We start from the raw sequence: 25970 nt of genomic DNA on the forward strand, positions 1-25970 counted from the left end.
GTTAATGACTATAGGTTAGTCGAACTCATGGAAAAAATGTTGCACGATTTATAATAAACATGATTATAAATTTGCCACCTAGGTCTTCTTATGCTCAAAGCACAGCCCGATATGGGATGCAGTTTGTCAAAATTACCACTCAAATAGAGATTTCTTTTGGTTTATTTTTATTCTAAAAATATTCTTTTTTAAAATAATTAAAACAAATATAGTATATTTATGTTCTAAATAAAGAGTATGAAATATCAGCTTTTAAAAGAAATCATTGTATTAGTTGAAGAATTTGAACAGGAAAACGTAGATGGAATCTACAGCACTGACGCTGATGGATTTAAACGTTGGATAGTAACAAAGGAAACCGATGTTCTAGTCGAGCCTAATTGGGACGGTAAGGAAAATGGGCGTAGTCCAGAGAGTGTAATCAGCACATTAATAGTGCATATGAATAGGTTTGCAAAAAGTTATTCAAAGGCTGCTATTTGGGAATCTGATTTTTCCACACAAGAAGAGTTTATATACCTTATTACCCTACGATCCTTTGGTGAGATGACAAAAATGGAGTTGATCAGAAGGAATATTCATGAAAAGCCGGCCGGCATGGCTATTATAAACCGTTTGATCAAACAAAGATGGATCGGTCAACAAGATTCAAAACTGGACCGGCGAAGTAAGGTGCTTTATATCACGGAAGATGGCTTATCGGCATTGGATCGACAAATGGGAAAAATACGTCATGCTACGCAGATTGTTTCAGGTGATTTGACCTATAGTGAAAAAATAACACTGATAAGTTTATTGAATAAATTGAGCAAATTTCATCAATTAATCTATGATAGAAATATTTCACCGGAAAAATTGCTGGAGCAAGTGAAGTTATAGTCCATACCGAGATGCGATAGAAATAACAAAAGCACTACAATGTGTACATTACCATATTGCAGTGTCAGTAAATCTATTGGGGGGATTACCCAAGTAGTTCAGCTAAAAAAACAAAAATGAAAAAGAAGGTAGCAGTTATTGGTGCAGGTTTTTCGGGTCTTTCAGCGGCGGCCTATCTTGCGCAGGCAGGATACGATGTGCATGTTTTTGAGAAACATATGCAGCCCGGTGGAAGGGCGAGGCAGTTTAGTACAACAGAAGGATTTAAATTTGATATGGGACCGAGCTGGTACTGGATGCCTGATATTATTGAGTCCTTTTTTTCGGATTTTGGATGCAGTACAGCTGATTTTTTTGAGCTTATATCACTCAATCCACAATTTGAAATGATATTTAACTCCGGACAGATTCGAGTACCTGAATCCTATCAGGAGTTAAAACAATTATTTGAACAGACCGAATCTGGGGCGGGTACGCAATTGGATCGATTTATGGAGGCTGCAAAATTTAAGTATGAAGTCGGCATGCGTGATTTTGTCAATAAGCCCTGTCACAATTGGAGTGAATTCCTTTCTCCAAAAATTGCACTTAGCGCTTTGAAGCTAGATTTGCTTTCCAATTTTCGATTCTATGTTGCCAAATATTTTAAGGACCAAAGATTGCGGACATTGATGGAATTTCCGGTTATATTTTTGGGAGCTTCACCCAAGGATATTCCGGCATTATATAGCCTGATGAACTACGGCGGTTATGCACTGGGTACCCATTATCCGAAAGGGGGCTTTTTTCAATTGGTACTGGCGATGCAACAAGTAGCGGAGAGACAAGGAGTCACTTTTCATTTTGATCATAATGTTGATACGTTAAATATTGAAAAGAATAAGATCACTTCATTAGTTGTTAATGGCGTGAATCATCCATTTGATCTCGTGGTTGCATCGGCCGATTATCACCATATCGAAACACTACTTGCCAAGGAGTTGAGAAACTACGATGATGATTATTGGAAGAGCAGGACCTTTGCCCCCTCAAGTTTGATATATTATCTGGGGATGAAATCGTCCATTCCAAATCTAACACACCACACACTTTTCTTTGAGCATCCGTTGGATGATCATATTGACTGTATCTATGGTGAAAAAAAGTGGCCTGAAAATCCGCTGTTCTATGTATGTTGTCCATCCAAAACGGATCCTCATGTAGCTCCTGCAAACAGTGAGAATCTCTTCTTATTAATGCCCTTGGCGACTGCTATCTCGGACGATGATGAAACACGTGAAAAATATCTAATTAAGATGTTAAAGCGCTTGGAAAAGCGTACCGGTACAAAAAACCTATATGAACAGATTGCATACAAGAGAAGTTACTGTGTAAGCGACTTTACCAGCGATTATAATGCTTACGCTGGAAATGCTTATGGACTAGCAAATACATTGAAACAGACAGCGGTATGGAAACCCAAGATCAGAAATAAGAAAGTCCATAATCTTTTTTATTCAGGTCAGCTGACGGTTCCTGGTCCCGGGGTGCCTCCATCCATTTTATCAGGGAAAATTGTTGCCAAAGAAGCCATTGAATTATATCGTAAAACATAAGACCATGAAAAAGCTATTTGATGAACTCGCTTATGAAGTAAGCAAAAAAACAACTGAAAAGTATAGTACAAGTTTCTCGCTCGGTATTTTGGCACTAAAGCCCAGCATTAGGGCTAGTATTTATGCGATTTATGGCTATGTACGATTGGCTGATGAAATAGTGGACAGTTTTCATGGTTATGATAAGCAGCGATTGCTGGCGCGGTTATACCTCGAGACAAACTGTGCGCTTGAGGAAGGTATTTCATTAAATCCGATATTACAATCTTTCCAGGAGACGGTAAATAAATATGCTATTGACATCGAGCTAATCCGCCAATTTCTACATAGCATGGAAATGGACCTGAATAAAGTCGACTATAATTCTGAACGTTATAAAGAATATATTTATGGTTCGGCGGAAGTGGTTGGACTGATGTGTTTACAGGTTTTTACGGAAGGTAATAGACAGCGCTATGAGGAGTTAAAACCTTACGCTATGAAACTGGGCTCTGCATTCCAGAAAATAAACTTCTTGCGGGATCTTAAAGACGACTACCATGTTCTTGGCCGCACCTATTTTCCGAATCTGGATATGGCAGTCTTCGATAATGCACTCAAAAGCCAGATTGAGGATGAGATACACAGCGAATTTAAGGAAGCGCTTTTGGGAATTAAAAAATTGCCTGCATCGGCAAAATTTGGCGTTTATCTAGCTTACAGATATTACCTTTCACTGTTTGCGAAGATTCGGAAAAAATCCTCAAAAGAAATTTTGGAAAGTAGGATTAGGATACCAAATGTGCAAAAAGCCTATGTTGCTTTCAAAAGCTATCTGCGTTACAAAGCTGCTTACTTATAATATAGAACTATGAATTTTATTACAGTATTGATCACTTTTATCGCTATGGAGGGCGCAACCTGGCTTATCCATAAGTACATTATGCATGGCTTTCTCTGGATATTACATCGCGATCACCACGATCATAGCAATGCGGGCTTTTTGGAAAAGAATGATTACTTTTTTATCATTTTTGCTCTTCCCACCATCGCGTTGATGTATTTCGGTTCGTTAAGGGATTACAATTATCTGTTTTATATTGGATTAGGGATTATGCTCTATGGTATGGCGTATTTTTTTGTGCATGATATATTTATCCATCAACGCTTCAAATGGTTGAGTAAAACAAATAACCGTTACTTTTTGGCGCTTCGTCGTGCCCATAAACAACATCATAAACATTTAGGCAAAGAGGAGGGCGAATGTTTTGGCTTTTTATATGTTCCGATGAAATACTTTAAAATGTATACTAACAATGAAAAAATATGATGCCATATACTTACTCGCTTATCTTATTTTTTACGGTCATAATCTGTTTTGTCGCATCCTTCGACAAGCGGCTTCGGTTCGATCGTGAGTTTGTCCCATTTTTAAAGGCAGCAGCACTTGTTGCTGTATTTTTTATAGCTTGGGATGTCTGGTTTACCAGTAGGGGAGTATGGTGGTTTGACACAAGATACACCCTAGGCCTAGTTATAGCTGGATTACCATTGGAAGAATGGTTATTCTTTATCTTCATCCCTTTTTCTTGTATTTTCACCTATTTCTGCATTGATAAATTTTTTAGATTACAATCGTTATCCGCCTTTAATAATATCGTTGTCTTTGTGAGTGTCATTATATGTGCTGTGGTGGCACTTCGATATGCCGACAGAATCTATACAGTTGTTACCGCTACTGTGACCATCGTGACATTAGTGCTTTTTCACTTTGCATTTCGGATACAATGGATTACGCAGGCCTCTGTCGTCTTCACCTTGCTTATGTTAGGCTTTTTACCTGTCAATGGTATACTCACCGGAACAGGGTTGGAATCTCCAATAGTCAATTACAATCCCATGGAATTTATGGGGATCAGGGTACTTACGATTCCGGTTGAAGATGCGGTGTACGGATACACCCAGTTTTTGTGGGTTCTTTACTTTTTTAAAAAATTTCAAAGTAAGTCGCATGAATCCAATCAATAAAGAAGAGTTAACCATATATTCCTGTGTGAAAATAAGACCGATCATATTTTCCTGTGGATCGACCCAATAATGTGTATTGAATGTGCCACCCTAGAAAAATGTGCCGACATTAGGGGAGTGTACAAATTTATTTTCTGGCGTCACCAGCCAAAATCCAAGGCCAAAATAAAAGTTAAATTGCTATCCATCGCAAAAGCAGGTAGATCTGTCTCATTATAACTTGTATGTGTATTATAACGGCCTCATTCATTAAATGTAATTGTAAAAAAAATGAGCATTAGATATGGAGAAATCTTGATGATGATTTTGGAAGTCCAGGAGGTGAAAGTGCAATTTGTCATAAAAAGAACGGGGCCCATTCAATGGACCCCGTCTGACAAATAATGCTACCCACAATTGATAACATTAGCTCTCTAATCTAAATTTCTATATTGATAAACAATACTATTTTGTATCCCACCATACCCTTGCCAGCAGGACTCCATTTTCTCCTTGTGCTTGCACGTTGGCGTTGTTGGTATTGATTTCTGTCTCCGGATACATAAAGCGCAACGGATACGCTCCTGAACTTGGCGATGATAGTGAATTTGGTATTGCAGGATAACCCAGACGTCTATAATCGTTCCATGCCTGGATATTGTTGATGTTGTGCAATGCAAGCCATTTCTGGGTTATGATCTGTTGAATTTTGTTACTCGCTTCCGTATAAATAACACTTTTCTGGTTTATATAGGATTGCGCATTGTAATTATTTTGGTTGAACAGATAATTAAATGAGGCTTGAATTCCCTTTTGGTAGGATTCACTCGCGTTGCCACTGATCCATTTCCGCTCGATGGCCTCTGCTTCTAAAAAAGCAGTTTCCGCTAAGGAAATGAGAACGGTTGACTGGCTAAATGATTTTATAATCCCAGCGGGCTGATTACCATTCTCCAGCGGACCCTTTAAGGCTGAAGTATTAACCGCTGCAAACTCCTCAGCTATGGTATTATTTCCAAAAAGGACACCTTTAAATTCTCCGCTGACCTGCGTATAGTTTTGTTGTAAGCGCGGGTCGTTATAGGCTTTGTACGTGTTGATCAAAAATTGTGTTGGTCTGATATTGGCATAATTTGCTACTGCCACACCTGCATTGTTCCGATAAAAGGTCTCGTAAAAAGGATTCATCTTTGCTGCAGTGTTGAGATATCCCGGATTGACAGCTGCATTCTCGGAAAGAAATCCTGAACCTTCTTCGATAATTTTCGATATTTCCTGCTTAATATAGGATTCTTGACTAGCAACTTCCGATTGTTTTAGCAAGGCTCTTAATTTGAGCGTGTTACCAAATTTGGTCCATTTGCTTTTATCGCCTTTGAAAAGAACGTCGTCTGTTGTGGGCAACAGAGAGGCAACCTTGATATCTGCAATACCTTCGGTAATTAGATCAACGGACTTGGCATAAACATCTTTTCCTGATTCATATTTCGGATGCAGGTTAACAGAGCCGTTTAAGGCATCACTGAAGGGAACATTATTGTAAAAGTCAACAAGTGTAAAGAAATGGTGGGCCATCATGATCTTACAGATCCCCGCATAAAATCTTGCATCTTCGACATTGGCTTGATCCAAAATTTCTTTGTAATACAGTAGGTTGTTATAATTGGATTCCCAGACAGGTATGCCGTCTCTTGTATCCCTTATCGCAGGACCATTATAGGTCTTTAACGCCGTAAAAGCACTCACTCCTTCATTTGAAGTTCCCCAATAACCTCCCCACAAACCACCGATCTGATTCAGTTGGACAGATTCATTTACGGCAGATACGACCAAGGCAGCCGGAAGCTTGGCATTTAGGCTTAAATTTTCTTTTATTGGCGCATTCGGATTATCATTTACATCAAGAAAGTCTTTACAGGAGCTCGCTGTAAGTAAAGTAATCGCAAATAAGGCTGATTTTATGATAGTGTATTTCATCTCCGTAGTATTAAAAAGTAATGTTGACATTAAAACCCATTGATCTTGATGTCGGAATCTGTCTGAAGCTGTTGTAGCCATCTGTTTGATTATAAAGTGCCTCTGGGTCGCCGATTGTATTGGAAGAATGCCTGACGATGAAAAGGTTATTTCCCACAAAACCAATGCTTGCTTTTTTGATCATCCGTTGATGGGATAGCCACGATTGCGGCAAATCATATCCGATATAGAGTTCCCTAAGCTTTAGGTAATCTCCTTTAGCGGCGGTGACAGATTGTATATTTCCGTATGCCGTCCACCACGCTTTATCTCCCTTAGAATATACCTCATTATTTTCGACAATTGATCCGTCGGCCAGGCGTACCATAGAATTAGGCATAATAAAAGGCTGCCTATCGTATTTTGCAGTTTCCGGATGTGTTCCGGCAGCAAACATCCTCGGGATTACCTCCGAATACATCCAACTTCCCAGTCTCGCATCAATCTGAAAACCCATTGTAAAGGATTTATAGTTGAATTTGGTGTTAAATCCAAAAAGATAGGGCGGTACCATCGTTCCCATTACCTTTTCTTCTTCCGAAGGGATTACATTCCCGTTTGGATCCAAAACGATTTTCCCGTCTTCTCTTAAAAAGTCAGTCATGCGAAGTGTTGGATATTGTAGGCCTTTGATAGCGTAAGCTTGTCGAAAGATGTTAAACTCGTCGCCGGCATATAGATTTTTGGCTTTTGTGTCGGTATAACTGAAATTAAGGCCAAACTGTAAGTTCAAATCTTTGCTTTTAATTGCAGTTCCATTGATCATGATTTCATAGGTCTTATTGATGATCTGTCCAGCATTTACGATCGTTGAATTGAAGCCCGTTGCACGTGAGATACCAGCATCAAATATTTGTCCATCCGAGTCCGAATAAGCATAAACAATATCCGTCCGCAAACGGTCGTTAAAAAATCCGAGCTGGGTACCTACCTCAAATGATTTAACAAATTCGGGCTTTATCGATCGGTTTGGCTCAGATAGGGAAGGAGTAAATCCGACCAAACTACCAAATGGAAAACCCGCGGTTTGGCTATAACTCAGGTTCAGACGATAAGGATCTAAGGTTACGTTTCCTGTCTTATTAAAAGAAGCAAAAATACGACCGTAGCTCAATACCCTGCTCTTCTGCAGGCTCGCGATCGCATCTGTAAATACAAAAGAGGAACTTACACCTGGAGAAAAATAACTGTTGTTTCCTGGGTCAAGCACCGATACCTGATCATTTCTCCCTGTAAACGTTAGAAAAAGATAGTTTTTATATCCAGCCGTAAATTCTCCGTAAGTCGCGAGCGAACGGTATTTTGTAATTGTTGAACCACCGACCAATTCGCCAGTGCGAGAGCCCTGATTGAATATATCTTCAAATAATAGATTTGTAGCACTGATATTGATAGATTTCGTATCATCCATTCGAACATTTTGTCCGACCAAAAACTTGGTAGAGAAATCACCAAAGTTTTTATGAAAATTCAGGATCAAATCATTGTTGAAACGGGTAAAGCCTCTATGTGTATCATTTACGCTACCATTTATATTTCTTGTTGCTACATTAGAAACCAATTTTTTGTTCGTTACACGACCAGGTTCTGATTGGAAATATAGTCCAGTACGGAAAGTCGCATCTAACCAATCTGTAAATTCATAATTAAACTCCAGTTTTGAATTTAATGTATGCTGATCAGAGGTATTTCTGTTATTGTCGGCCATGAAAATGGGATTTCTAGTGCCGGCAACTGGATTATACCAGTTTAAAGGATGATTTGGCGAACTTGGATCCTGCCAGTTTCGTGCATCTTTATAGTCGATATTGGCGGGTTGTGTATAAACAGATAACCATGGGCCATCACTTGTCGTATTGTTCTTGAAAAAAACGTAATTTGTATTGAAAGAGGTATTCAACTTGTTAAATCGACGCGACCCATTAAATCGTACTCCAGTACGACTTGATTTGTCGCCAGGAATCACACCTTTGATACGAACATCCTGCAAAGAAACGTAATAAGATCCCTTGTCATCGCCAGAAGAGAATGAGAGATCGTTTTGTACTGTTACGCCCGTATCGAAAAAATCCAATCGGTTATCTTTATCCGGAGCACTATATACCTTCGTTGGTTGTACACCATTGATGGGTAACCCAAAATCTCGGACCTCACCATTAAAACGATCTCCCCAAGATTCATTTGCTACAGGACTGTACACACCATTTTGTCCTTGACCAAAATTCTGTTGAGCAGGGGGTAGCAGGAAAACCTTGGAAAACAGCGTACTATTGCTATAGTTGATCTGCCCTCTTTCTGCCCGACCCGATTTTGTGGTGATCATAATTGCACCATTGACACCTTCAGATCCATATAATGCAGCAGCATTAGCTCCCTTCAGTACAGTAATGTCTTGGATATCATTGGGATTTATTCGCGTAATATCGGGCAGTGGTACACCATCCACAACATATATGGGATCATTTTTTGACCGGTTTAAAGAACGTGTTCCTCTTAACCTAATTTGAATCCCCGGGTCAGTTTTTCCTGTTGTTAAGTCTGTTGCATTGATCCTTAGTCCGGCAACTTTACTCGATAACGCCAAAAGAGGATTTACGACCTTACCAAGGTTCAATTCTTGATTGTCTACAGATTGTGCCGAAGTACCGAGTTCTCGTGCTTGCCTTTTTATCCCTAATGCACCAGTTACGTTTACTTCGGATAGCATGTGTGGGTCTTCAGCTAGTCGGATGACAAGATTGGATTGTCCACTACGAACCTGAATTTCCTGTGGCGTATAATTGAGATGTGAGATCACCAATGTCTGTCCCTGATGAAGGCGGATACGAAAACTGCCCTGTGAACCTGTCATCACAGAACTTGATTTGATACTTTCTTTCACACGGATTGAAACGCCACTAATAGGCTCTTCGGTTTTTAAATCCAGGATACGCCCCTCCACGGTAAAATTAGTCTGTGCGGCCACCTCTTCATAAAACTGCGAGGTGAAGAATAGAAATAGGATTAATAAGTAGCTTTTTAACATTTTTTAATGTTTAATTGAATAAGTAGTATGATTTCAATACCTTTGATTATATTAAGTCTAAATAAATAGCTTACGAAGATACTTGCTAAGATAATTTACCGAATAACGCAATCGGAAATAAGACTTATACTATTGGAAATTTCTATTCGATGGAGTTACTTCAAGCAGAAAAAAAAGCATTTAAATACGATCATCCGGATTATAAAGTAAGGATGGTCTATCCGTACACAGACCATAACATTGTCCCGGAAGATAAGAGCTATCTTGTTATTATAGCTATTGAAGAGGGCTGCAGCTTGTCAACTGGGCCGAAGAAAATTGTTTTGAAAGAGGGCAGTAGTATGTTGCTACGATTGCATGCGAATACAGTCAGCATCACATCCAAACATAGCAATTCGCGCTGTCTCATACTGTTATATCGAGACTCTTATCTTAAGCAAATGGATATTTCCGAGCAGCATATAGCTGCGATAAATGATGCAATACTAAATGCGGAGAAAATTTCAGAGGAGACGTCGCTTATAACGTATGTAAAAGCTAAGGATCTAATACGAATGAATGGAAGCAGTTTGTTATTACCTGCATTTTATAAGTCCAAATCACTGTTTATTCTCTCAACCCTAATGGATGCGGTGCAGCCTGGTATTCCATCCAATAAACTGGAACTACGCGAATCAGATATTGAGAAAATTAGCCAGGTGAAATTGCTTATTGAAACAAACCTTCATGAGACCTATACCATACATAAACTTGCAAAAGAAGTTGGGACCAATGTTCAATATCTTAAACAGCACTTTAAAAGCTATTATGGAATAACGATATTCAATTTTGTGTTGAAGTGTAAAATGCAGCGAGCACAACATCTATTAAAAGATCACAGATTAACGATCAGCGTTATTGGAAATAAACTTGGTTATAAGCACGCAAGCCATTTTACTGCAGCGTTCAAAAAATTCTTTGGTTATGTTCCTAATAGTTTGCGTTATCTATTGGTCATGGGATGTGATGAACTGGCTGCGATTATAGAGATGGGTCTTATTTAAAAAATCAATAAATTCCGGTAATATTCTATTAACCTTTGGCAGTGTATGCTGTTGAGAACACGATATAACTATAAAACATATTGAAATAGGCATGCTGAAAAGAGGACGCTAAACGGTATTTATTACCATAGCGCATGTCTGTTCTTCAGTCCCCGCCAAGTATCCTATTTTGTCGCAGTCCTGTAACGACTGATGTTAATAATACAACGCTATAAGCCCACATGAGCCAAGAACCAAATGTTGCAGCTCGGCTTGACGGCATATTGGGAAAGATCTCTTCAAAAAATTGAATAGCGAATGTATCGAGAATCATTCCCGGCAATACCAATAGCACGCCAGCGACTATATTTTCAAAACCTGAAAGTTTAAATCTTTTGAAAGTTAAGACTGAAATCAAAATCAATGCAGGAATTACTGCTGCATATAAACTAGTAAGTACGACCGGTGAATCGGTAATAAAAAAGAATTGTCCCGCAAATCGGAAAGCCAACGTTGCCAAAAACCAAATTAAAAATCCGATAACAAGAACTGGTAAAATAAACGTTTTTTTCATTTTTGAAATTTTGAACAAAGGTATTATCCGACAAACGCCACTTTCGAGATTCATCTACAAGAAAATTCTATGCTGCGTAATGACATGATAGAAATTTTTGTAAATCTCTGTACTTGTGCAATGAGGAATTTTGCTCAGCTAATGTAATGAATTGATTTCATACCCGAGCTAATTTTAAATGCCTAAACTTTTCACTATTCAAAAACACGCTGATGTTTTTTATTTATGCTGATGGGCTCCCTTGTCCAGCAATCCCTTAACTATTCTCGGTCTTCCGCTCAGATCTAAGTTTCCATTGATCTGTTGGGAAATAAAGTTAGCGGAAGATCTTGCAGGAGAACCTCTTTTTATGCTATAATCAGCTGCGGTTGGATTCACAAAACATGGATTTTGGTTATAATTAGAATGCAGATCGGTTTTACAGATTTTTTTCCATTGGTCAGAAGATAAGATGGTCTGTCCTTCCCATATCCAAGTAGCGTTGTTCTCGCTAAAATAGAGGTTATAATCCATATTATTGCCTCGTCCCGACTTGGTATATTTGTTTATAAAAGGCTGTCCAGGTATTGTATAAATAATATTGTTTTGTAGTACATTATCCATACAATTTTCGACCAATCGGATTTCTCCTTCGAACTCGTCAAAGTATCCACGATCTAAGCTGTTTTTATATAAGGTATTATTGACAACATAGCATCTTATCGTTCCACCGCCGGTGTAATTAAGATAACCACCTAAACTAATTCCCGCAAGGGAATTGTTATAAATTAAATTATTCCGTACAATACAATCCTGTGTGGGAAAATTATCAGTTTCACTTACGAGTCCAATACCCCGGCCACAACGATAAACACAATTTCTTTCAACGATTATATTTCGCGCACCGTCAATGTAAATTCCGATGGCGCCATTATGTTTTTCAAACGCAGGAATAGGACCTGTTTTTCCATTAATATCATAAACTTCATTTTCACTGATCAGACCATTGCGTACATAATTAAGTGCTGGATTGGCATTACCTGCATATCCACCTGCAGCGACTATTCCTATATTTTCACCGTTATAAACCTTATTTCTGCGAATAGTAAATCCGTCAACATACCCGTTGACGGTTATGTTTTCAGAATATCCTGTATTGCAATCGTGAACAATATTTTCTTCAACAATAATATTTGTTAGCGGTTCGGCAGTATTGCCTATAACAAGTATACCATGTCCACTTCGTCCATCCTGTGGAGAAGCATTATTTTCGATATGGTGGATTGTATTCTTTCGGAGGCTAATATTTTTTGATCCCTTGTCGATAATAATGCCATTTATATCAATTCCTTTGGCGCTTGTTCTAAAATTTTCAACTATAAACCCTTCGACCTGTATATTTTTTGCATTCCTTATCGTTAGTAACGCTTCCATTTCGGAAATTAACAGTCCGTCTCCATTAATACGAACTAGCTCATTGGAATAGGGTATTAGGACTATCGGCTTTTCAATCGTGCCGGAGTTTGAAATAAATACCTTCTCATGATAAGTTCCCTTCTTTACAAATACCGTATCACCGGGCAAAGCACTGGCGATTGCTTTTGAAATAGACTTAAAAGGGGCATTTCTAGTACCCAAATTGTTATCGTTACCGTTTATGTCGACATATTTGTTTTTCAGAGGGATCTTGGTCTGATTATGAGCTAAGGGAGCGCATTTCTTACAGGATGCACACGACAGAGTTGTGTTTTGAGCAATTAATAAAAGTGAAAATAAATATTTTAATTTCATTGATAGGGCTGTATATAATAACAGCCTCCTTTTTAATAGAGGCTGTTCATTGAAATTACAGAATTCTTATTCTGATATGATTTTACGAATGCTATTGTTCTTTTTATCCAGTACATACACAGTTCCGTTTTTGTCAACGGCAACGCCTTCAGGCACATTGAATGCCGCCGCTTCTCCAATACCATTTATGAAGCCAGACTTGCCCGATCCTGCAAAGGTACTTACCTGATATGTTTTGCCGTCTACAAAGCGGATGCTTTGGTCGGGAGAATTACTATCGCCGCCATTGGTACCATTTCCAGCAATTAGAATATTGTTTTGACTGTCGACTGCAATGCCCCAAGGGAGTGCGAATTCGGCGTCTTTCCCTGGGCCATTCTTATAGCCATATTTGCCCGTTCCAGCAATAACTGTATACTTCCAGGTTTTTGGATCATATTGGCGGATTTGATTATCGCCATGTAAAGCGATATAAAGACTGCCATCTGAACCGCAGGCCATACCCGCAGGATAATTCAGTCCGGTGATAACAGTATTAGAGGCCGTACCGTCCAAATTGATCTGGTAGATAGGGGCCGGTGAATCAACGACATTGTAATAGATTTTTTTTGAAGTTCTGTCGTAAGCGATAAACCATGGGGCACTATTGCCCCAAGCAACGATTTTGGTGGTTCCGTCTGGAGAAATCTTTCGGATATCCCAATTACCTGGATCAGCACTATACAGATTTCCATGTTCATCTATGGTAAGGCCATAGGGGAGACTAAAACGTGCTTCAGTGCCTTTCCCTTCAGCAAAACCACCATTACCTGGAGAACCTGCAAATGTTGTTACGTTTCCGTTCGGGTCTATTTTTCGTATACAGTGATTACCTGGGTCAGTTACATATACGTTTAATGCGTCATCCACGACTATACCGTTGTTACGGTACCAGGCTTCACCGCTAAAATTAAACATGGCATCGGTACCTTTACCATTGGCAAATCCTGCAGCGCCATTACCCGCTAATGTGGTTACCGTTCTTGTGTAAAGGTAGGTATAAGTATCTTTCGAAGTGCCGGATTTTCCACCGATCGAAATTTCAAGAGGGCCGGTTCCTCCTTTTTTCGGTACAACAGCCATGATCTGTGTACCATTGGAAGCGATAACTTTTAAGGGAACACCACCTATTTTTATAGCTATCGCTGCGGTATCCAAGGAAAAATTCTCGCCATTGATCAATACCTCAGTTCCTCCAGATCCCTGTTTTGGAAGAAAGTCGGTAATGACTATGGGGGTATTGGGATCGTGGGTAAAACCGGCATCCTCTTTTTTACAGCCAGCTAGACTAAGGATAAGGAGAGCAAAAAAGATTAAACTAGTTGCGTTATATGTTAATTTCATAAATCTTTAAAAATAAAGTCCATATTTTAATTACCATCCCGGGTTTTGTACAAGCGCATTATTCTTGTCAATGTCATCTTGTAAGATGGGGAATAGATACATCTTGTCATTCCAATACCGGGTTTGCAGCGTTTGCCGTTTATAAAAATCCTGAAAAGCAAAGCCCTGACCATTATCGTTGGCACTAACGTTCAGACGATATATCGTCTGAACAGTGGGATTTCCCATCATCAAGCGACGGATTAGCGTAAAATAACGGTCTCCTTCAAAGGCCAGTTCAATCTGCCGCTCACGCAAGATCCATTTGCGTTGTTCATCCTTGTTGCCAGCCACCTGAGGGTAAACCGATTCAAGTTTCGGCAAGCCGCCCCGCTGACGGACAAGATTTAAATAGGTTAGAATATCTGGATGGCCAGGGTTGACTTCATTCATTGCTTCGGCATAGTTTAGGTAGATCTCCGCAAGACGAAGATGAATAAATGGACGGTAAACAGCACGGTCCTGGCGGATGTTGGAGGCTGGACTCACATTTTTCTGCCCGATATAACCAGTTTTGTCAGCGCTATTTGAATTTTGTCCTGCACCTGCTTTCCCCGAATAATAGAATTCTGCTCTACCACGGCCATCTTTATTGACATCCGATGAAAAATAGTTACGATCATCCGTTGTAGGCGCAGGTAATATTGGCTTACCATTGTATAGAATGTTGACATAGAATCGTGGCTCGCGGTCCACATACATCGAAGAGTTACCCGTGATGTAGCCTCTATTTACTCCGTCCCTTGACTTTCCATAGTTAGCGGGATCATCTTGCTGCACAAAGCCATCTTCTTTATAGCCGGAGGTAGGGTCGTCTATGGTTTTGCCATTGCGCATCAGGTGAGCATCCACCACATTCTGAGTCGCATTCATCATATTGATACCACCTGGTTCAGGAGCGCTTCGTTTTTCATGCCCCCATTGCCAGGTATCGGCTCTGTGAGTAGAAAATATGATCTCACTATTAAAGCTCGTGAGGAAGAGATCACGGAAGGACAGGTACGGGTCGAAATTGGTATCTCCCTCCTCCAGATTTGTAAAAAGCTTGTAAGCATTTAAATCGATGACAGCTTTTGCAGCATCAGCGGCTATTTTCCATTTGCTGGGATCGTTTTGCAACGGAGCTAAAGCTTTTCCGTCTTTGTTCTTAAAGTCGGCAAAGCGGGGATTCCCATTCCATAACGGACTGGCAGCCCAAAGAGCTACCTGTGATTTTACGGCTAGACAGCTACCTTTACTCGGGCGTCCGTAATTGGCCGAGGAGGACCAAACAACAGGCAGATCAGCCGCAGCCATATCCATCATCTTATTGATATAATCCACACATTCCTGAAATGAGTTGCGAGGGTAATTATTATAGTCTTCATTTAAGCCAAGTGGTTTGTCCAATAATACTGCCGGACCATATTGGCGGAGCAATTTCCAATAAAACCATCCGCGGAGAAATCTTGCCTCGGCTTTATACTGTATCTTGAGGTCAGATCCCATCGCACTTTCCGGAACTTTATCGATGTTTTCTTCGAAAACAAATGATTGTCTGATAGCACTATACGCATCATTCCAGTACTCTTGCCAATAAGCACTTTGGGGATTCCAGTTGCCTGCAACCATCTTGCGTACATTTACACTTGGGATATTGCACGAGTTTTCGTCACTTGCTCCCAAAACGGTATAGTCATCCACGGGCATTTTTACATAACTATAAATCTGATTCAGGTAACCTTCTGCGTTGGCGCGGGTTTCCCAGAGCATATCGGAGGTCAGTAGATTGTCCGGTTTTTTGTCGAGATAAGTGCAGCTTTGCATTAAACTTAGTGTCAGTAAGCCCAAAGCAATATATTTTGTTGATCTGTATTTCATGTTTGCTAAGATTAAATAGGTTTAAAACTGTGCCCGAACACCAAAGGTGATCATGCGGTTCAATGGATATTTAGCGCCATTATCACCCAACTCGGGATCCCAAAGCTTAAATTTGCTGAAAGTCAGTAAGTTTTGCCCCGAAGAATATACATATAGTGCGTTAAATCCGAGCTTGTCTAATCCTTTAGCTTTAATATTGTAACCGATTGAAGCCTGTTTTAACCGTGTGTAAGCTCCGTCCTTTAGCCAATGGGTACTATTCAGGTAATTATTGTCCGAGTTGTTCGCCATGGTAAGGCGTGGGTAATAGGCATCCTGGCGTGGATTATCAGCTGTCCAGCGATCTTCGACAATAGACATGGTATTGTTGGGGTAAAGTCCAATGCCCGAAAATGGGATAACGCCAGCGCCCTTAGCCCCACCTCCCGGAAAATCAATTCCCGAACCATTTGCCATAATACCAACATCACCAACACCCTGAAAGAATAGAGAAAGATCAAAGCCCTTATAGGAGATTCCAAATCCAGCACCAAATAGCCATGTTGGAAACCACGATTTACCAAGGTAGGTCTCATCAAAAGCATCAATGACATTGTCGTCAGCACTATTCAGGTTTTTATAACGGATATCACCTGGTTGCACTGGATTAAACTTTTGCTCGGGTGAGTTGGCAATTTCCTCATTGCTTACAAAATAACCTGTAGCCACATACCCTTTATATTCGCCAAAACGTTTTCCTGTTTCAGCTTGATAACTATATTTGCGGATCGGCTCGTCGGCAAAAATAATTTTATTTTTACTGTAAGTTACATTTCCGAACAAACGCAAGCTGACACCGCCGAATTTATCATTGTATTCCAGATTTGCGTCTACTCCGGTGTTGTTCATTTCGCCAAGATTCGCGAAAACATTCAAATTACTATAACCGGCAATCGAAGAGATTGATTTCCTCCGGATAAGAATATCCTTCCGGTTTTCATGATATCTGCTCAATACGATATTGAGTTTGTTCCGGAGACCGATTTCTAGACCGATATCACTTTTATAAGACTTCTCCCAGGTGAGGTTCTGTACGCCCAGTACATTCTCGGTCATTCCCGCTGCCGAAGTCCCATTCAGGCCAAAACCTGTATTTCCACCAGCGCCAATTTGTGTTAAGTAGGGAAATCTGCCCCCATCAATGTTATCGTTACCGACAACTCCATAGGATCCCCTAATCTTTAATAGATTAAATGTGTTTTTCAGCGGTTCGAAGAATTCTTCGTTGGAGATGACCCAGCCACCCGAAATGGAAGGGAATAGACCAAATTTCTTGCCTTTCTCAAAATTTTCAGATCCCGTATAGCCGGCGTTGATCTCCGCAAGATATTTATCCCGGAAGCCGTAGGTAATCCGTCCTGCAATACTCTGATTGCGGTAGGGGATAGCACCGATCACCGAGCCGGCCAAACTGACCAAGCGGTTTCGCATATTATAGAGTAACATTCCGCCTATTTTATGGTCATTGAAAGTACGGTCATAATTTAAATTGGTTTCAAGGTACATAACGCGTTGACCGGCTGATTCTTGGCTATAATCAAGGAATTGCTGACCCACGCGGGTCTGGTTGAAGATAAGCTCTCCTTGTGGTGTACGACCTGTTGCTTGCCATAAGTCATTCCTTCCGGACCTACGGTTATTGAATTCACCATAGCTGTCAAATGAAAAACGAGCATAAGCAGAAAGCCCTTCAGTAACCGCATCTAGTTTTTGATTGATGGTCAGAACCGATTGGATAACCGGTTTAAACTCGTCAGAATAACCGTTATTTTGAACCTCATTTAACGGATTGCTGCCGCCATTATTTAAAGGCCCTGCCCATCTTCCGTCCGGATACCTGGTGGGGTAGGCGACGGGTGTAGTTGCATAAGCTAGGTACCATAGGTTTCCGGCCGATATTCCAGGATATCTTGAATTGACCAACATACCCGTCAAATTAAGCTGAACCAAGGTACTTTTCGTTAAATTGACATCAACATTGCTACGGAAATCATAACGTTTAAAATCTAAATTGGGATTGTAATTATTTATATTACTTACCTTGTAAGGACCCTTTTGATTATAATAAGATGCAGAAATGTAGTACTTCACAGATTCTCCGCCACCGTTGATATTCAGGTTGAAATTGTTTAAGAAGGAATTTTTCTTGTATACTTCGCCTATCCAATTGACATTGGGGTACATATAAGGGTCCAAGCCACTCCGTGTTTTTTGGATCAGTTCATCAGAGTATACGGGTGTTAAGCCCATATTTGTTCTTGCCTCATTCTGGAGTTCCATATATTTTATACCATCCAGCATCTGCGGAGTTTTCGTGAAACTTGAAAACCCAGATTCAGCTTTGAAGGAGATTTTAGGTTTACCGGCAACGCCTCTTTTTGTTGTGATGATCATTACACCGTTTGCCCCCTTTGCACCGTACATCGCTGTAGACGAAGCGTCTTTAAGCAGCGATATACTCGAAATATCTTCGGGGTCTATATTATTGAAAGATCCAGCGAAGCCTCCATTGACATCGTCCCGCTGTACACCATCGATTATAATCAATGGTGATTTATTTCCGGTGAAGGTGCCTATACCACGGATGGTGAAAGTAGAATTATCATAACCCGGTTCACCACTAGACTGAACAGAGATGATCCCGGCTACTTTTCCAGCCAGTGCATTCGATAGATTTGGAACAGGGGTCCGCATATCGGCCATATTCACTGAACTTACCGAACCGGTGACTGTAATTTTCTTCTGTGTACCATATCCCACAACAACGACATCGTCTAAGTTGTTGCTCGCCAAGGTTAAGGTAACAGTCAGGTAACTCTCGCGGTCTTTGTTAATTTTGCGTTCGAGGGTTTGGTAACCGATAAAGCTGAATGTCAGTACCTGTTCTCCAGTTGGAGGGGAAATTGTAAAATTACCTTTGTTATCTGTTGATGTGGTTAGTTGAGAATCCTTTATTCTGACTGTTACCCCGGCCAATGGATTGCCCTGTTGATCGCTGACCGTTCCACTGACACTTTTTTGGATCTCCGTCGGATAGTTTGTGTTCTGAATATCCAGTTTTTCTATCTTGGGACGAATGACCAAGGTTTTTTTCCTTACTTCAAACTCTAGGCCTTGCCCTTCGACAAGAGCTTTCATCGCGTCATTGAGTGAAACCCCATTCAGACTAAGCGTCACGGGGCGGGCATTTTTCAGCAGCTTGGTGTCATAGACCAAGTCGACGTGCGCCTGCTTGCTGAGTTCTGTAAGCACCTCATCCAGCCTACTATTTTTAAAATGTAGGCTCACCTTCTGACTGTAAACGGGCGTGTTGGCCTTTACAGTAGCTAAAAAAGCGAGAAATATGTAAAATTTCATCATTAGGATTATCTTAGATAAGGACATAGCATGTTCCTTTCCCAATATTATTTTCATAAATTTGTGAGGAATTAAAAGGTTATTAAGTTTTTGACTGAAAATTTTAAAACTTTATTCACGGCCAAGATGTTCGAGCATCTTGGCTTTATTAGTTTTAGTAATTGGTTATTTTTTTATGACATAGATCCTCCTTCCTTCGATCTTAAACTGCACGGATTTTGTGAATTCCATTATGGACAAGATTTCTTCTATATTTTCTCTTCTGGATATGCGAATATTAAAATTTACGTCGTTCCATTCATTGCCCTGAAATATGATTTCGGCATCGTACCATTGGGCTAATTCATCCATTACAGATTTGATATTTTCATCTTTGAAAATAAAATAATTATCTTTCCATGCGAGTTCAGTTTCAGGGTCAAATTTATCATAGATAACTCTAGAGGCATCCATCGTGGCCCTTTCTCCGGGTTTTAATATCTTGTTCCCTACTTTCGACGTTAGCTGTACTGAACCTTGTAATAAAGCAACTTTTGAAAATTTATTGGTTGTTCTGCTAGATACATTAAACTTAGTTCCCAATACACGGACTCCGAAGTTGTCTCCCTGAACAATAAATGGTTTTGACCTGGATTCCGCAACCTCAAAATAGGCCTCACCCTGTATAGAGACCAGTCGCCGATCCTTATCAAAATGTTCGGGAAATACAATGCTACTTTCGGTATTGAGCCATACTTTTGTTCCATCCTCTAGATTGATCTGAAACTTTCCTCCTTTCGGGGTTTTTAATGTGACTAGTTTTGGTGGACCGGTAATATCGGCATCCTTCTTTTTGTAGCTAATAACTCCCTCTTTTTCTATTTTTAGAAGTAATGCCCCAAATTGGATCGTGTCGCCTGCCTTTTGTCCTGAAAGATTGACCAGCTTGCCTTTGTCGTTTTGCAGCACAGCTTTGTCGTTGGCAGGCTTAAGCACTGCATGTTCTTCTTTTGGCTTATCCAAATGGTCGGATTTGATGTTGATATAGAATAGGAATCCTATACTTGATATGATTAATATGGCTGCCGCATAAGGCAGGTAGCGTCTCGTCAATTTTTGTAGCCTATTTCCCTGCTCACTTTCACGAATGGCATTTAATACATTTTGCTGTATTTTTTTTTCCATTTCATCTTTATCCGCAAGGTCCTGACTGTCTAAAAGAGCGTGGTGGTAGGTATTCAATAAATCGTTATCCACTTCCATCATTTCTTGGTCTGTGGAAGTTTTATTTAGAATTTTTTTGATTAAGTATATTAATCTAGGCTCCTTCATGAAATTATAAATTGATTCTATGGTATAGAGTGCAATTTTTGAATTTACCCCCAAAAGGAAATTTCGATTTTAATAAAATAAAATGTAAGTATTTGTTTTTGAATTGATTAAATTTTAAAGGAAAATAAAGAATAAGATAGTATTCTTAGAAATATCTTGCTTTAACTTTTTAATGGCGATAGAGATTTGATTTTCTACTGTTTTTGGAGAAAGGTTTAGCTGCAGGGCGATCTCTTTGTTATTTAATTGTTCTATTCGACTGAGATAGAATATCTGTCTACATTTCTCTGGAAGGTTATCGATTAATTGTTCAACATAGTCGAGCAGCTCAGTGTATTCCATTCTTATAAGCGGGTCAAATGAATCTATATAGTTGATTTCGTCATTTTTTAATTCAGCATGTTTCATCGTTTTTTTGATTTCATGGAATACTTCATAACGAATACAACTGAATAGATAAGTATGAATTGAATACTTTAATGTGATCTTCTCTCTATTTCCCCAGATTTTAATAAATACATTTTGTACCAGTTCCTGGCATACTACAGCATCTGGAAATGTATGAAAAGCTGTTTTAAATAACTGTTGCCAAAAACGCGACATAAAGTGCTGAAGGGCCCGCTCATCGCCGTTACAAACCAATTCAAAAATTTGCATATCAGAGTAAACGGTGTAATCCATAATTACGGGATGTTTATAGTCGGTAGTTAAAACAATTCAAACTTAAATACAAAATAGCTAAAAAGCAAAATAAGAATATCATTGAAATTTCTGAAATCTTGACCACCTAATTGTGGAAATCATTGATCAGGCAATTTGGGTATAGTTGATACGCGAATTCAAAATGCGATTTATCTAAGTCTTTTTGGGAAAATTGGATTTTTCCGAAAAACCCGATTAAAAAAAAACGGTTAAGGCCGCGTTAATGTAGGGCCTATTCTGATATAGAAAACTACAATAATTCTTCTGACAGTGATGAGCGAGAGAACTTCTTGAATAAATTTCGATGTTTTTGATATAGGAGTGTATTAAATTTAAAGTTCAAGTGCAAAAAATATTTAATGCCTTTTTAGAGATATAACCAATCTTTGTAAATTGCTATATTGCGTTGGTCAAATAAATTAGCCAAATAGATATGATCAAATACCTTAAGAAAAGGAAAGGTCCATTTTTTATCGCATTGATTTATGTCAGTATAGGTACACTATCTGTATGTTCTATTTATCCTGACGACCCGTTGTACAGCGATTGGGCAACTGTTGGATTAGCATTTACATTTCCGGTAACGATAGTCAGTTTTGGATATCGTTATGCCCAAGGAGATTTACTTTACCCTGTATTTATCATTCAGGCAATTATGCTTGTACTTACATTTTTTGTCCTGATCAATATATTGAAAACTACCCATAAAAAATAACGGTGCAAAATAAGGGTGAAAAATGCAAATATCCCAGTCATCCAAGAGATCCAAGCTAGATTTCCGTCTATTTTTCCATAGTTAGTTCGTAAATATCGCCTAAATCATCTTTACATTTAATAAATATATTTTTCGGAATTGTGCTGAAATCAATCTTAGTAATCAGATGAAAGCCTGTAGCTACAAAATCGTTTACCCAAGCATTAACGCCTCAAACCCTCCAACCAATTTCTTAAAATCAACAATGAACTTTGCCCTATCGAAAGAGAGTTCCTTATGTCTCCTGGCTTTGAAAAGACGGTTGTTGCAAAAATAATCCCAAACTTTCGTAAGCTCTCCAATCTTCCGAAATTCTTGAAGAGCGTCGAATCGATCATCTTGATAACCTAGATCGCCGGCTAGATTGTAAAAGTCTACAAAATAACCGAGTGTATCCACAGAAACAGTATCTACTTTAAATCCGTCAATAATTTCCTTGGGAGAATAAGAGACCGACTTTGTAGGTGGTAAGTCTTCCATACCGGACAACCATGCTTCTAAATTAACAGGCGCTTTAAAGATACTGTCATTACTCTTCAACACAGTCAGCAATTCTTCGATGGAAGGTGAGAGTAGCACTTTTCCATCAAGAGAGGTTAGCAGTTTATCATTTTCGTCAGTATCTTCATACCAGATGAAATACTTGCTCGAGGGAGAATCTAATGGCACATAGCTCGAAATCCAGATCATATAGTCCTGACAATGTTCCAGAAACTTTTCGCTTTCGGTCAATATCTTGCTATATGTAGTTCTCGTATTATCGATACCCTCTTGCAAAGAAAATGCTGGGTTGGTGCTTTTATTGGTTAGTTTCGAAAGCACAATTTGTAGCGCTAAAGGACTGAAAGCATTTTTAAACCTCGAATTGAGTGTAGTATAGATATTGAACGCAAATTTTGGCTTGTGAAAGTAATGGCGTGAGATTAATTTTTTCAATATCTCAAATAGTTCTGGGTTCACTTTAGATCTTGTCCCTTTCGTAATTTCTATTTTCCAACGATAGTTTCTAGTGGTTCCGTTTTGATAAATTACAGTAAATTTATAATAATCTGAGACCGAAAATTCGTTTCTCTCTTGTTTATAAGTACCATGGATATCGATAGTTTCTTTTGGTGCGATGTCATTTGGTATAATTTCTTGAATGTTTTTAGAAGTAATGGCCGGCAGAATGGTTAGAAATTCAGGTTTAATCGTACTTTTAAAAAACAGCTTGAGACACCCTTGGAAATATTTGTTGGTCTTTCCCATTAAAAACGAAACTTCTCGTTCTGATATTTTTTTCTTTTTACAGATCTCATAGAAGTTAGTAAGGATTTCAAAATCAGTTCTTAAGATGTTTTGTCTATTGATATTCCTCGTTTTTGATACGGGACTTGTCTTGTTTATATCCAAACGTTTCATAAGTTCTTGAATAGGCTTAACTGTTACTAACGAAAAATGAAATAAGGTATTTTCTTTCAGTGTCGTTTGTATAATTGAATATAAGTAATTTAATTTGGTTATTTCTATGACAAATGCTATAAGAAAGGTTAGTAAAAAAGGATATAGATAAAATACGAAAGGACAATAAAATAACGATAATGCAAGAACTAATAGACACGATTAATTATGAATGGTAACAAAAAAATATATATTAGTTGGTCAAATTTTAAAGATAAAAGAATAAATTGTGGATATGTTATGAGCGTCAATATCTATAGAAAATAATTTATGAAAACAAGTTTGGTTATGTTATTGTTGATGTTCTATTTTACAGGTGTTAAATGTCAATTGAAAGATGAGAAGAAAGCAGTAGACGACAATTATCCAGTAATAAATATTGCAAAAAAACTTGATATTAATCAGGTCATTAAAATAGAGCTGTATCGGTTTAATCCAAAGAAGAAAAGTAACCAAAGTAAAGCTATTTCAATTGTATATAACAATAGAATAGCTCCTTGTTTTGATTATATTAGGACTATTAAGGATAAAGATAAATTTATAAAGATTATTACAGATCATCATACTTATGGCTCTGAAGATATTGCTTGTTTTGATACTGGCTATTCTGTTTTACTTTACGGAAATAAAGACGATATCGTAGGATATATTAATATCAGTATGAGTTGTAATAAATTGATTTCAAATCCAGAAATTAAAGAAAGGACCTATTACTCACGAGATGGACTTAGAAAAGTTGGATTTTCTAAAAAGGGGAAAATAAGTATTCAAAAAATTCTGGGTATTTAATCGAGCATGCTTGAAAAATTAGAAATGACAGATAAAGCATATTCCATTGAGGTATACCGACAAGCATATCATTTACAAATTTTTCTGTATACCATTAAATTCCGGCCTCCTCTCTATCAAAGTTGGCCTTTATTTTTGAGCAAACTTTAGGATTGTAGCATAACTTTACCCAGAAGTTTTCGATCCATCCAGCCCGTATAACAAGGGTAATTAATTTTTTCGTATCCTGGACAAGCCAATTACGGTAATATCTTGGCACATCCCAGCATACCAATCGATAATATACTTGGTGCCTGGGATAAACTGTTTCGTGCCATTGTGGGTTTCCATTTTCCCTTGACCATAGCTAATTTCCTGTTTGATGTTAGCTACTAATGGCCATAATGGTATAAGGTCTAAATGATCCATATCGATTTAGTTCTAGTGTAGATATGATGCTATCGGCGTCTGTCGGAATGTTTTAGTTTTCAATGATAGTGACCTTAAGTCGTCAATAATGATTTCATCTTCTTGGAAATCAGTGATTATTTCTTCTTGAATGTTTGCATAATCCAAAGAATCAATTATTTCACCAGAGAGGATATCGAAAATATGTAGTGTACCCCCGGCGTACGCAGTTTGGTCACTCGCAGGCATAAATCCGTGAATACACGCCAAATTGCTCTCAGTAGTTATGATATTGTAACAGCAAATTCTATTATCTTTTTTAAGTTTCGAAAAATTTATTGTCCATATTGGTTTGACAAAGTTGTCGTGTGTAAAGCAGTGTAATGAATTTTTTTTGTCACTTACCAATAGATAGGTTTGGGTATTATCAAATTTTATCCAACTCGTACCGCCTATATTTTCAAGTTTTATTTCATCGAAATAATGATCGTCAAAGTGATATCTCAGAATAGATTTTTTTTCTGTTGGGATATAAACAATGTTGCTTTTAAGGTGTAAATCTGCATTGTAAAGACTTTTGTGAATTTTATCTTTTTTGAAAACCACCTCACCGTTTTTAATATTTACACAACATAATCCAGAATAATATTCGAGTAAAAAATAGTTAGATGACTTATCAATTATGCTTCTATATCCCAGAAATTTGTCAGTAGAAAAGAGTTGTTGTTTAGTTTCAATGTCAAAAGCTGTAATTGTCGTTTTATTTGCATTGCGTATTGTTAGCCAATTTTTGGATTTCAAAAGTATAATGTGGCCATTAGGGGCAAAATCTAAGAGACGGAATTCTTCGAAACCAAGATTATTTAAAATATTTAGGTTAGAATCTGTTAAGATTAAACCTTTTTTATCATCCTCTACAATAGCCTTATTAATCTGTCTTCTATTAACAACTCTTCTATTTTCGATTCTCATATTGTAATGGGGCTAAGATCCGGTGTTGTTATATTTTTAATACTTAGGATTTTTATACTACATGTTCTTC

Annotated in this window: 20 protein-coding genes; 8 read left to right on the forward strand and 12 right to left on the reverse strand. The window is 38.5% G+C overall.

The window, feature by feature from the left end:
* Window positions 1-237: 237 nt before the first annotated feature.
* The 5 genes from B4N43_RS14800 to B4N43_RS14820 all read left to right on the forward strand — a co-directional run bounded on the left by B4N43_RS14800 (window position 238) and on the right by B4N43_RS14820 (window position 4481).
* Window positions 238-879, forward strand: a complete 642-nt coding sequence (locus tag B4N43_RS14800) for a MarR family winged helix-turn-helix transcriptional regulator (RefSeq protein WP_286735457.1) — start codon at window positions 238-240, stop codon at window positions 877-879.
* A 116-nt stretch (window positions 880-995) separates the two neighbouring features.
* Window positions 996-2474, forward strand: coding sequence for a phytoene desaturase family protein (locus tag B4N43_RS14805; RefSeq protein WP_286735458.1), 1479 nt, complete (start codon window positions 996-998; stop codon window positions 2472-2474).
* A gap of 4 nt (window positions 2475-2478) precedes the next feature.
* Window positions 2479-3315, forward strand: a complete 837-nt coding sequence (locus B4N43_RS14810; protein WP_286735459.1) for a phytoene/squalene synthase family protein — start codon at window positions 2479-2481, stop codon at window positions 3313-3315.
* A 9-nt stretch (window positions 3316-3324) separates the two neighbouring features.
* On the forward strand, window positions 3325-3783 hold the full coding sequence (locus B4N43_RS14815) for a sterol desaturase family protein (RefSeq protein ID WP_286735460.1): 459 nt from the start codon (window positions 3325-3327) through the stop codon (window positions 3781-3783).
* A complete protein-coding gene (locus tag B4N43_RS14820; RefSeq protein ID WP_286735461.1) occupies window positions 3780-4481 on the forward strand; it encodes a lycopene cyclase domain-containing protein in 702 nt (233 codons plus the stop codon). Before B4N43_RS14815 ends, B4N43_RS14820 begins: the two co-directional genes overlap by 4 nt.
* A gap of 444 nt (window positions 4482-4925) precedes the next feature.
* Here B4N43_RS14820 and B4N43_RS14825 read toward each other — a convergent pair whose 3' ends face one another.
* Window positions 4926-6437 (reverse strand): SusD/RagB family nutrient-binding outer membrane lipoprotein, encoded by a 1512-nt coding sequence (locus B4N43_RS14825; protein ID WP_286735462.1) that lies wholly within the window; start codon window positions 6435-6437, stop codon window positions 4926-4928.
* Between the two features lie 10 nt (window positions 6438-6447).
* Window positions 6448-9501 (reverse strand): SusC/RagA family TonB-linked outer membrane protein, encoded by a 3054-nt coding sequence (locus B4N43_RS14830; RefSeq protein WP_286735463.1) that lies wholly within the window; start codon window positions 9499-9501, stop codon window positions 6448-6450.
* Window positions 9502-9650: 149 nt separating this feature from the next.
* Between B4N43_RS14830 and B4N43_RS14835 the strand changes: the two genes are divergently transcribed.
* Window positions 9651-10544 carry a helix-turn-helix domain-containing protein gene (locus B4N43_RS14835; protein WP_182983743.1) on the forward strand — a complete coding sequence of 298 codons (894 nt, stop codon included), beginning with the start codon at window positions 9651-9653 and terminating at the stop codon, window positions 10542-10544.
* Window positions 10545-10689: 145 nt separating this feature from the next.
* Here B4N43_RS14835 and B4N43_RS14840 read toward each other — a convergent pair whose 3' ends face one another.
* From B4N43_RS14840 to B4N43_RS14870, 7 genes are all read right to left on the reverse strand, one after another.
* Window positions 10690-11097: a DUF5367 domain-containing protein gene (locus B4N43_RS14840; protein ID WP_248932350.1), complete on the reverse strand. Its 408-nt coding sequence runs from the start codon at window positions 11095-11097 to the stop codon at window positions 10690-10692.
* A 219-nt stretch (window positions 11098-11316) separates the two neighbouring features.
* Window positions 11317-12867 carry a DUF1565 domain-containing protein gene (locus tag B4N43_RS14845; RefSeq protein WP_286735464.1) on the reverse strand — a complete coding sequence of 517 codons (1551 nt, stop codon included), beginning with the start codon at window positions 12865-12867 and terminating at the stop codon, window positions 11317-11319.
* Window positions 12868-12933: 66 nt separating this feature from the next.
* The gene (locus B4N43_RS14850) at window positions 12934-14250 is read right to left on the reverse strand and encodes an IPT/TIG domain-containing protein (protein ID WP_286735465.1); all 1317 of its coding nucleotides are present in this window, start codon (window positions 14248-14250) and stop codon (window positions 12934-12936) included.
* A gap of 30 nt (window positions 14251-14280) precedes the next feature.
* Complete coding sequence (locus tag B4N43_RS14855; RefSeq protein ID WP_248932347.1) at window positions 14281-16149, reverse strand: RagB/SusD family nutrient uptake outer membrane protein; 1869 nt, start codon at window positions 16147-16149, stop codon at window positions 14281-14283.
* A gap of 21 nt (window positions 16150-16170) precedes the next feature.
* A complete protein-coding gene (locus tag B4N43_RS14860; RefSeq protein WP_286735466.1) occupies window positions 16171-19548 on the reverse strand; it encodes a TonB-dependent receptor in 3378 nt (1125 codons plus the stop codon).
* Window positions 19549-19710: 162 nt separating this feature from the next.
* Entirely contained in the window at window positions 19711-20856 is a 1146-nt protein-coding gene (locus tag B4N43_RS14865; protein ID WP_286735467.1) for a FecR family protein, read from the reverse strand.
* A 114-nt stretch (window positions 20857-20970) separates the two neighbouring features.
* Complete coding sequence (locus B4N43_RS14870) at window positions 20971-21537, reverse strand: RNA polymerase sigma factor (protein ID WP_286735468.1); 567 nt, start codon at window positions 21535-21537, stop codon at window positions 20971-20973.
* A gap of 454 nt (window positions 21538-21991) precedes the next feature.
* On the opposite strand from B4N43_RS14870, the gene B4N43_RS14875 reads away from it, so the two are divergent.
* Entirely contained in the window at window positions 21992-22273 is a 282-nt protein-coding gene (locus B4N43_RS14875; protein WP_286735469.1) for a hypothetical protein, read from the forward strand.
* 192 nt (window positions 22274-22465) lie between these two features.
* On the opposite strand, the gene B4N43_RS14880 is transcribed toward B4N43_RS14875, so the two are convergent.
* Complete coding sequence (locus B4N43_RS14880) at window positions 22466-23713, reverse strand: hypothetical protein (protein ID WP_286735470.1); 1248 nt, start codon at window positions 23711-23713, stop codon at window positions 22466-22468.
* Window positions 23714-24022: 309 nt separating this feature from the next.
* Here B4N43_RS14880 and B4N43_RS14885 point away from each other — a divergent pair, with 309 nt between their 5' ends.
* Window positions 24023-24541: a hypothetical protein gene (locus B4N43_RS14885; RefSeq protein ID WP_248932341.1), complete on the forward strand. Its 519-nt coding sequence runs from the start codon at window positions 24023-24025 to the stop codon at window positions 24539-24541.
* Window positions 24542-24751: 210 nt separating this feature from the next.
* Here B4N43_RS14885 and B4N43_RS14890 read toward each other — a convergent pair whose 3' ends face one another.
* Both B4N43_RS14890 and B4N43_RS14895 read right to left on the reverse strand, forming a co-directional pair.
* On the reverse strand, window positions 24752-24949 hold the full coding sequence (locus B4N43_RS14890) for a hypothetical protein (protein WP_286735471.1): 198 nt from the start codon (window positions 24947-24949) through the stop codon (window positions 24752-24754).
* Window positions 24950-24961: 12 nt separating this feature from the next.
* A complete protein-coding gene (locus tag B4N43_RS14895) occupies window positions 24962-25900 on the reverse strand; it encodes a hypothetical protein (RefSeq protein WP_248932339.1) in 939 nt (312 codons plus the stop codon).
* Window positions 25901-25970 lie beyond the last annotated feature (70 nt).

This window comes from Sphingobacterium sp. UBA1897, from assembly GCF_002337775.1.
In the GTDB taxonomy this organism is placed as follows: Bacteria; Bacteroidota; Bacteroidia; order Sphingobacteriales; family Sphingobacteriaceae; genus Sphingobacterium; species Sphingobacterium siyangense.

Coding starts and splice junctions, on each gene's coding strand:
- B4N43_RS14815 (WP_286735460.1), top strand. CDS start 3,325: ATGAATTTTATTACAGTATTGATCACTTTTATCGCTATGGAGGGCGCA.
- B4N43_RS14845 (WP_286735464.1), bottom strand. CDS start 12,867: ATGAAATTAAAATATTTATTTTCACTTTTATTAATTGCTCAAAACACA.
- B4N43_RS14855 (WP_248932347.1), bottom strand. CDS start 16,149: ATGAAATACAGATCAACAAAATATATTGCTTTGGGCTTACTGACACTA.
- B4N43_RS14840 (WP_248932350.1), bottom strand. CDS start 11,097: ATGAAAAAAACGTTTATTTTACCAGTTCTTGTTATCGGATTTTTAATT.
- B4N43_RS14810 (WP_286735459.1), top strand. CDS start 2,479: ATGAAAAAGCTATTTGATGAACTCGCTTATGAAGTAAGCAAAAAAACA.
- B4N43_RS14825 (WP_286735462.1), bottom strand. CDS start 6,437: ATGAAATACACTATCATAAAATCAGCCTTATTTGCGATTACTTTACTT.
- B4N43_RS14860 (WP_286735466.1), bottom strand. CDS start 19,548: ATGATGAAATTTTACATATTTCTCGCTTTTTTAGCTACTGTAAAGGCC.
- B4N43_RS14890 (WP_286735471.1), bottom strand. CDS start 24,949: ATGGATCATTTAGACCTTATACCATTATGGCCATTAGTAGCTAACATC.
- B4N43_RS14865 (WP_286735467.1), bottom strand. CDS start 20,856: ATGAAGGAGCCTAGATTAATATACTTAATCAAAAAAATTCTAAATAAA.
- B4N43_RS14850 (WP_286735465.1), bottom strand. CDS start 14,250: ATGAAATTAACATATAACGCAACTAGTTTAATCTTTTTTGCTCTCCTT.
- B4N43_RS14880 (WP_286735470.1), bottom strand. CDS start 23,713: ATGAAACGTTTGGATATAAACAAGACAAGTCCCGTATCAAAAACGAGG.
- B4N43_RS14895 (WP_248932339.1), bottom strand. CDS start 25,900: ATGAGAATCGAAAATAGAAGAGTTGTTAATAGAAGACAGATTAATAAG.
- B4N43_RS14885 (WP_248932341.1), top strand. CDS start 24,023: ATGAAAACAAGTTTGGTTATGTTATTGTTGATGTTCTATTTTACAGGT.
- B4N43_RS14835 (WP_182983743.1), top strand. CDS start 9,651: ATGGAGTTACTTCAAGCAGAAAAAAAAGCATTTAAATACGATCATCCG.
- B4N43_RS14875 (WP_286735469.1), top strand. CDS start 21,992: ATGATCAAATACCTTAAGAAAAGGAAAGGTCCATTTTTTATCGCATTG.
- B4N43_RS14805 (WP_286735458.1), top strand. CDS start 996: ATGAAAAAGAAGGTAGCAGTTATTGGTGCAGGTTTTTCGGGTCTTTCA.
- B4N43_RS14820 (WP_286735461.1), top strand. CDS start 3,780: ATGATGCCATATACTTACTCGCTTATCTTATTTTTTACGGTCATAATC.
- B4N43_RS14800 (WP_286735457.1), top strand. CDS start 238: ATGAAATATCAGCTTTTAAAAGAAATCATTGTATTAGTTGAAGAATTT.
- B4N43_RS14830 (WP_286735463.1), bottom strand. CDS start 9,501: ATGTTAAAAAGCTACTTATTAATCCTATTTCTATTCTTCACCTCGCAG.
- B4N43_RS14870 (WP_286735468.1), bottom strand. CDS start 21,537: ATGGATTACACCGTTTACTCTGATATGCAAATTTTTGAATTGGTTTGT.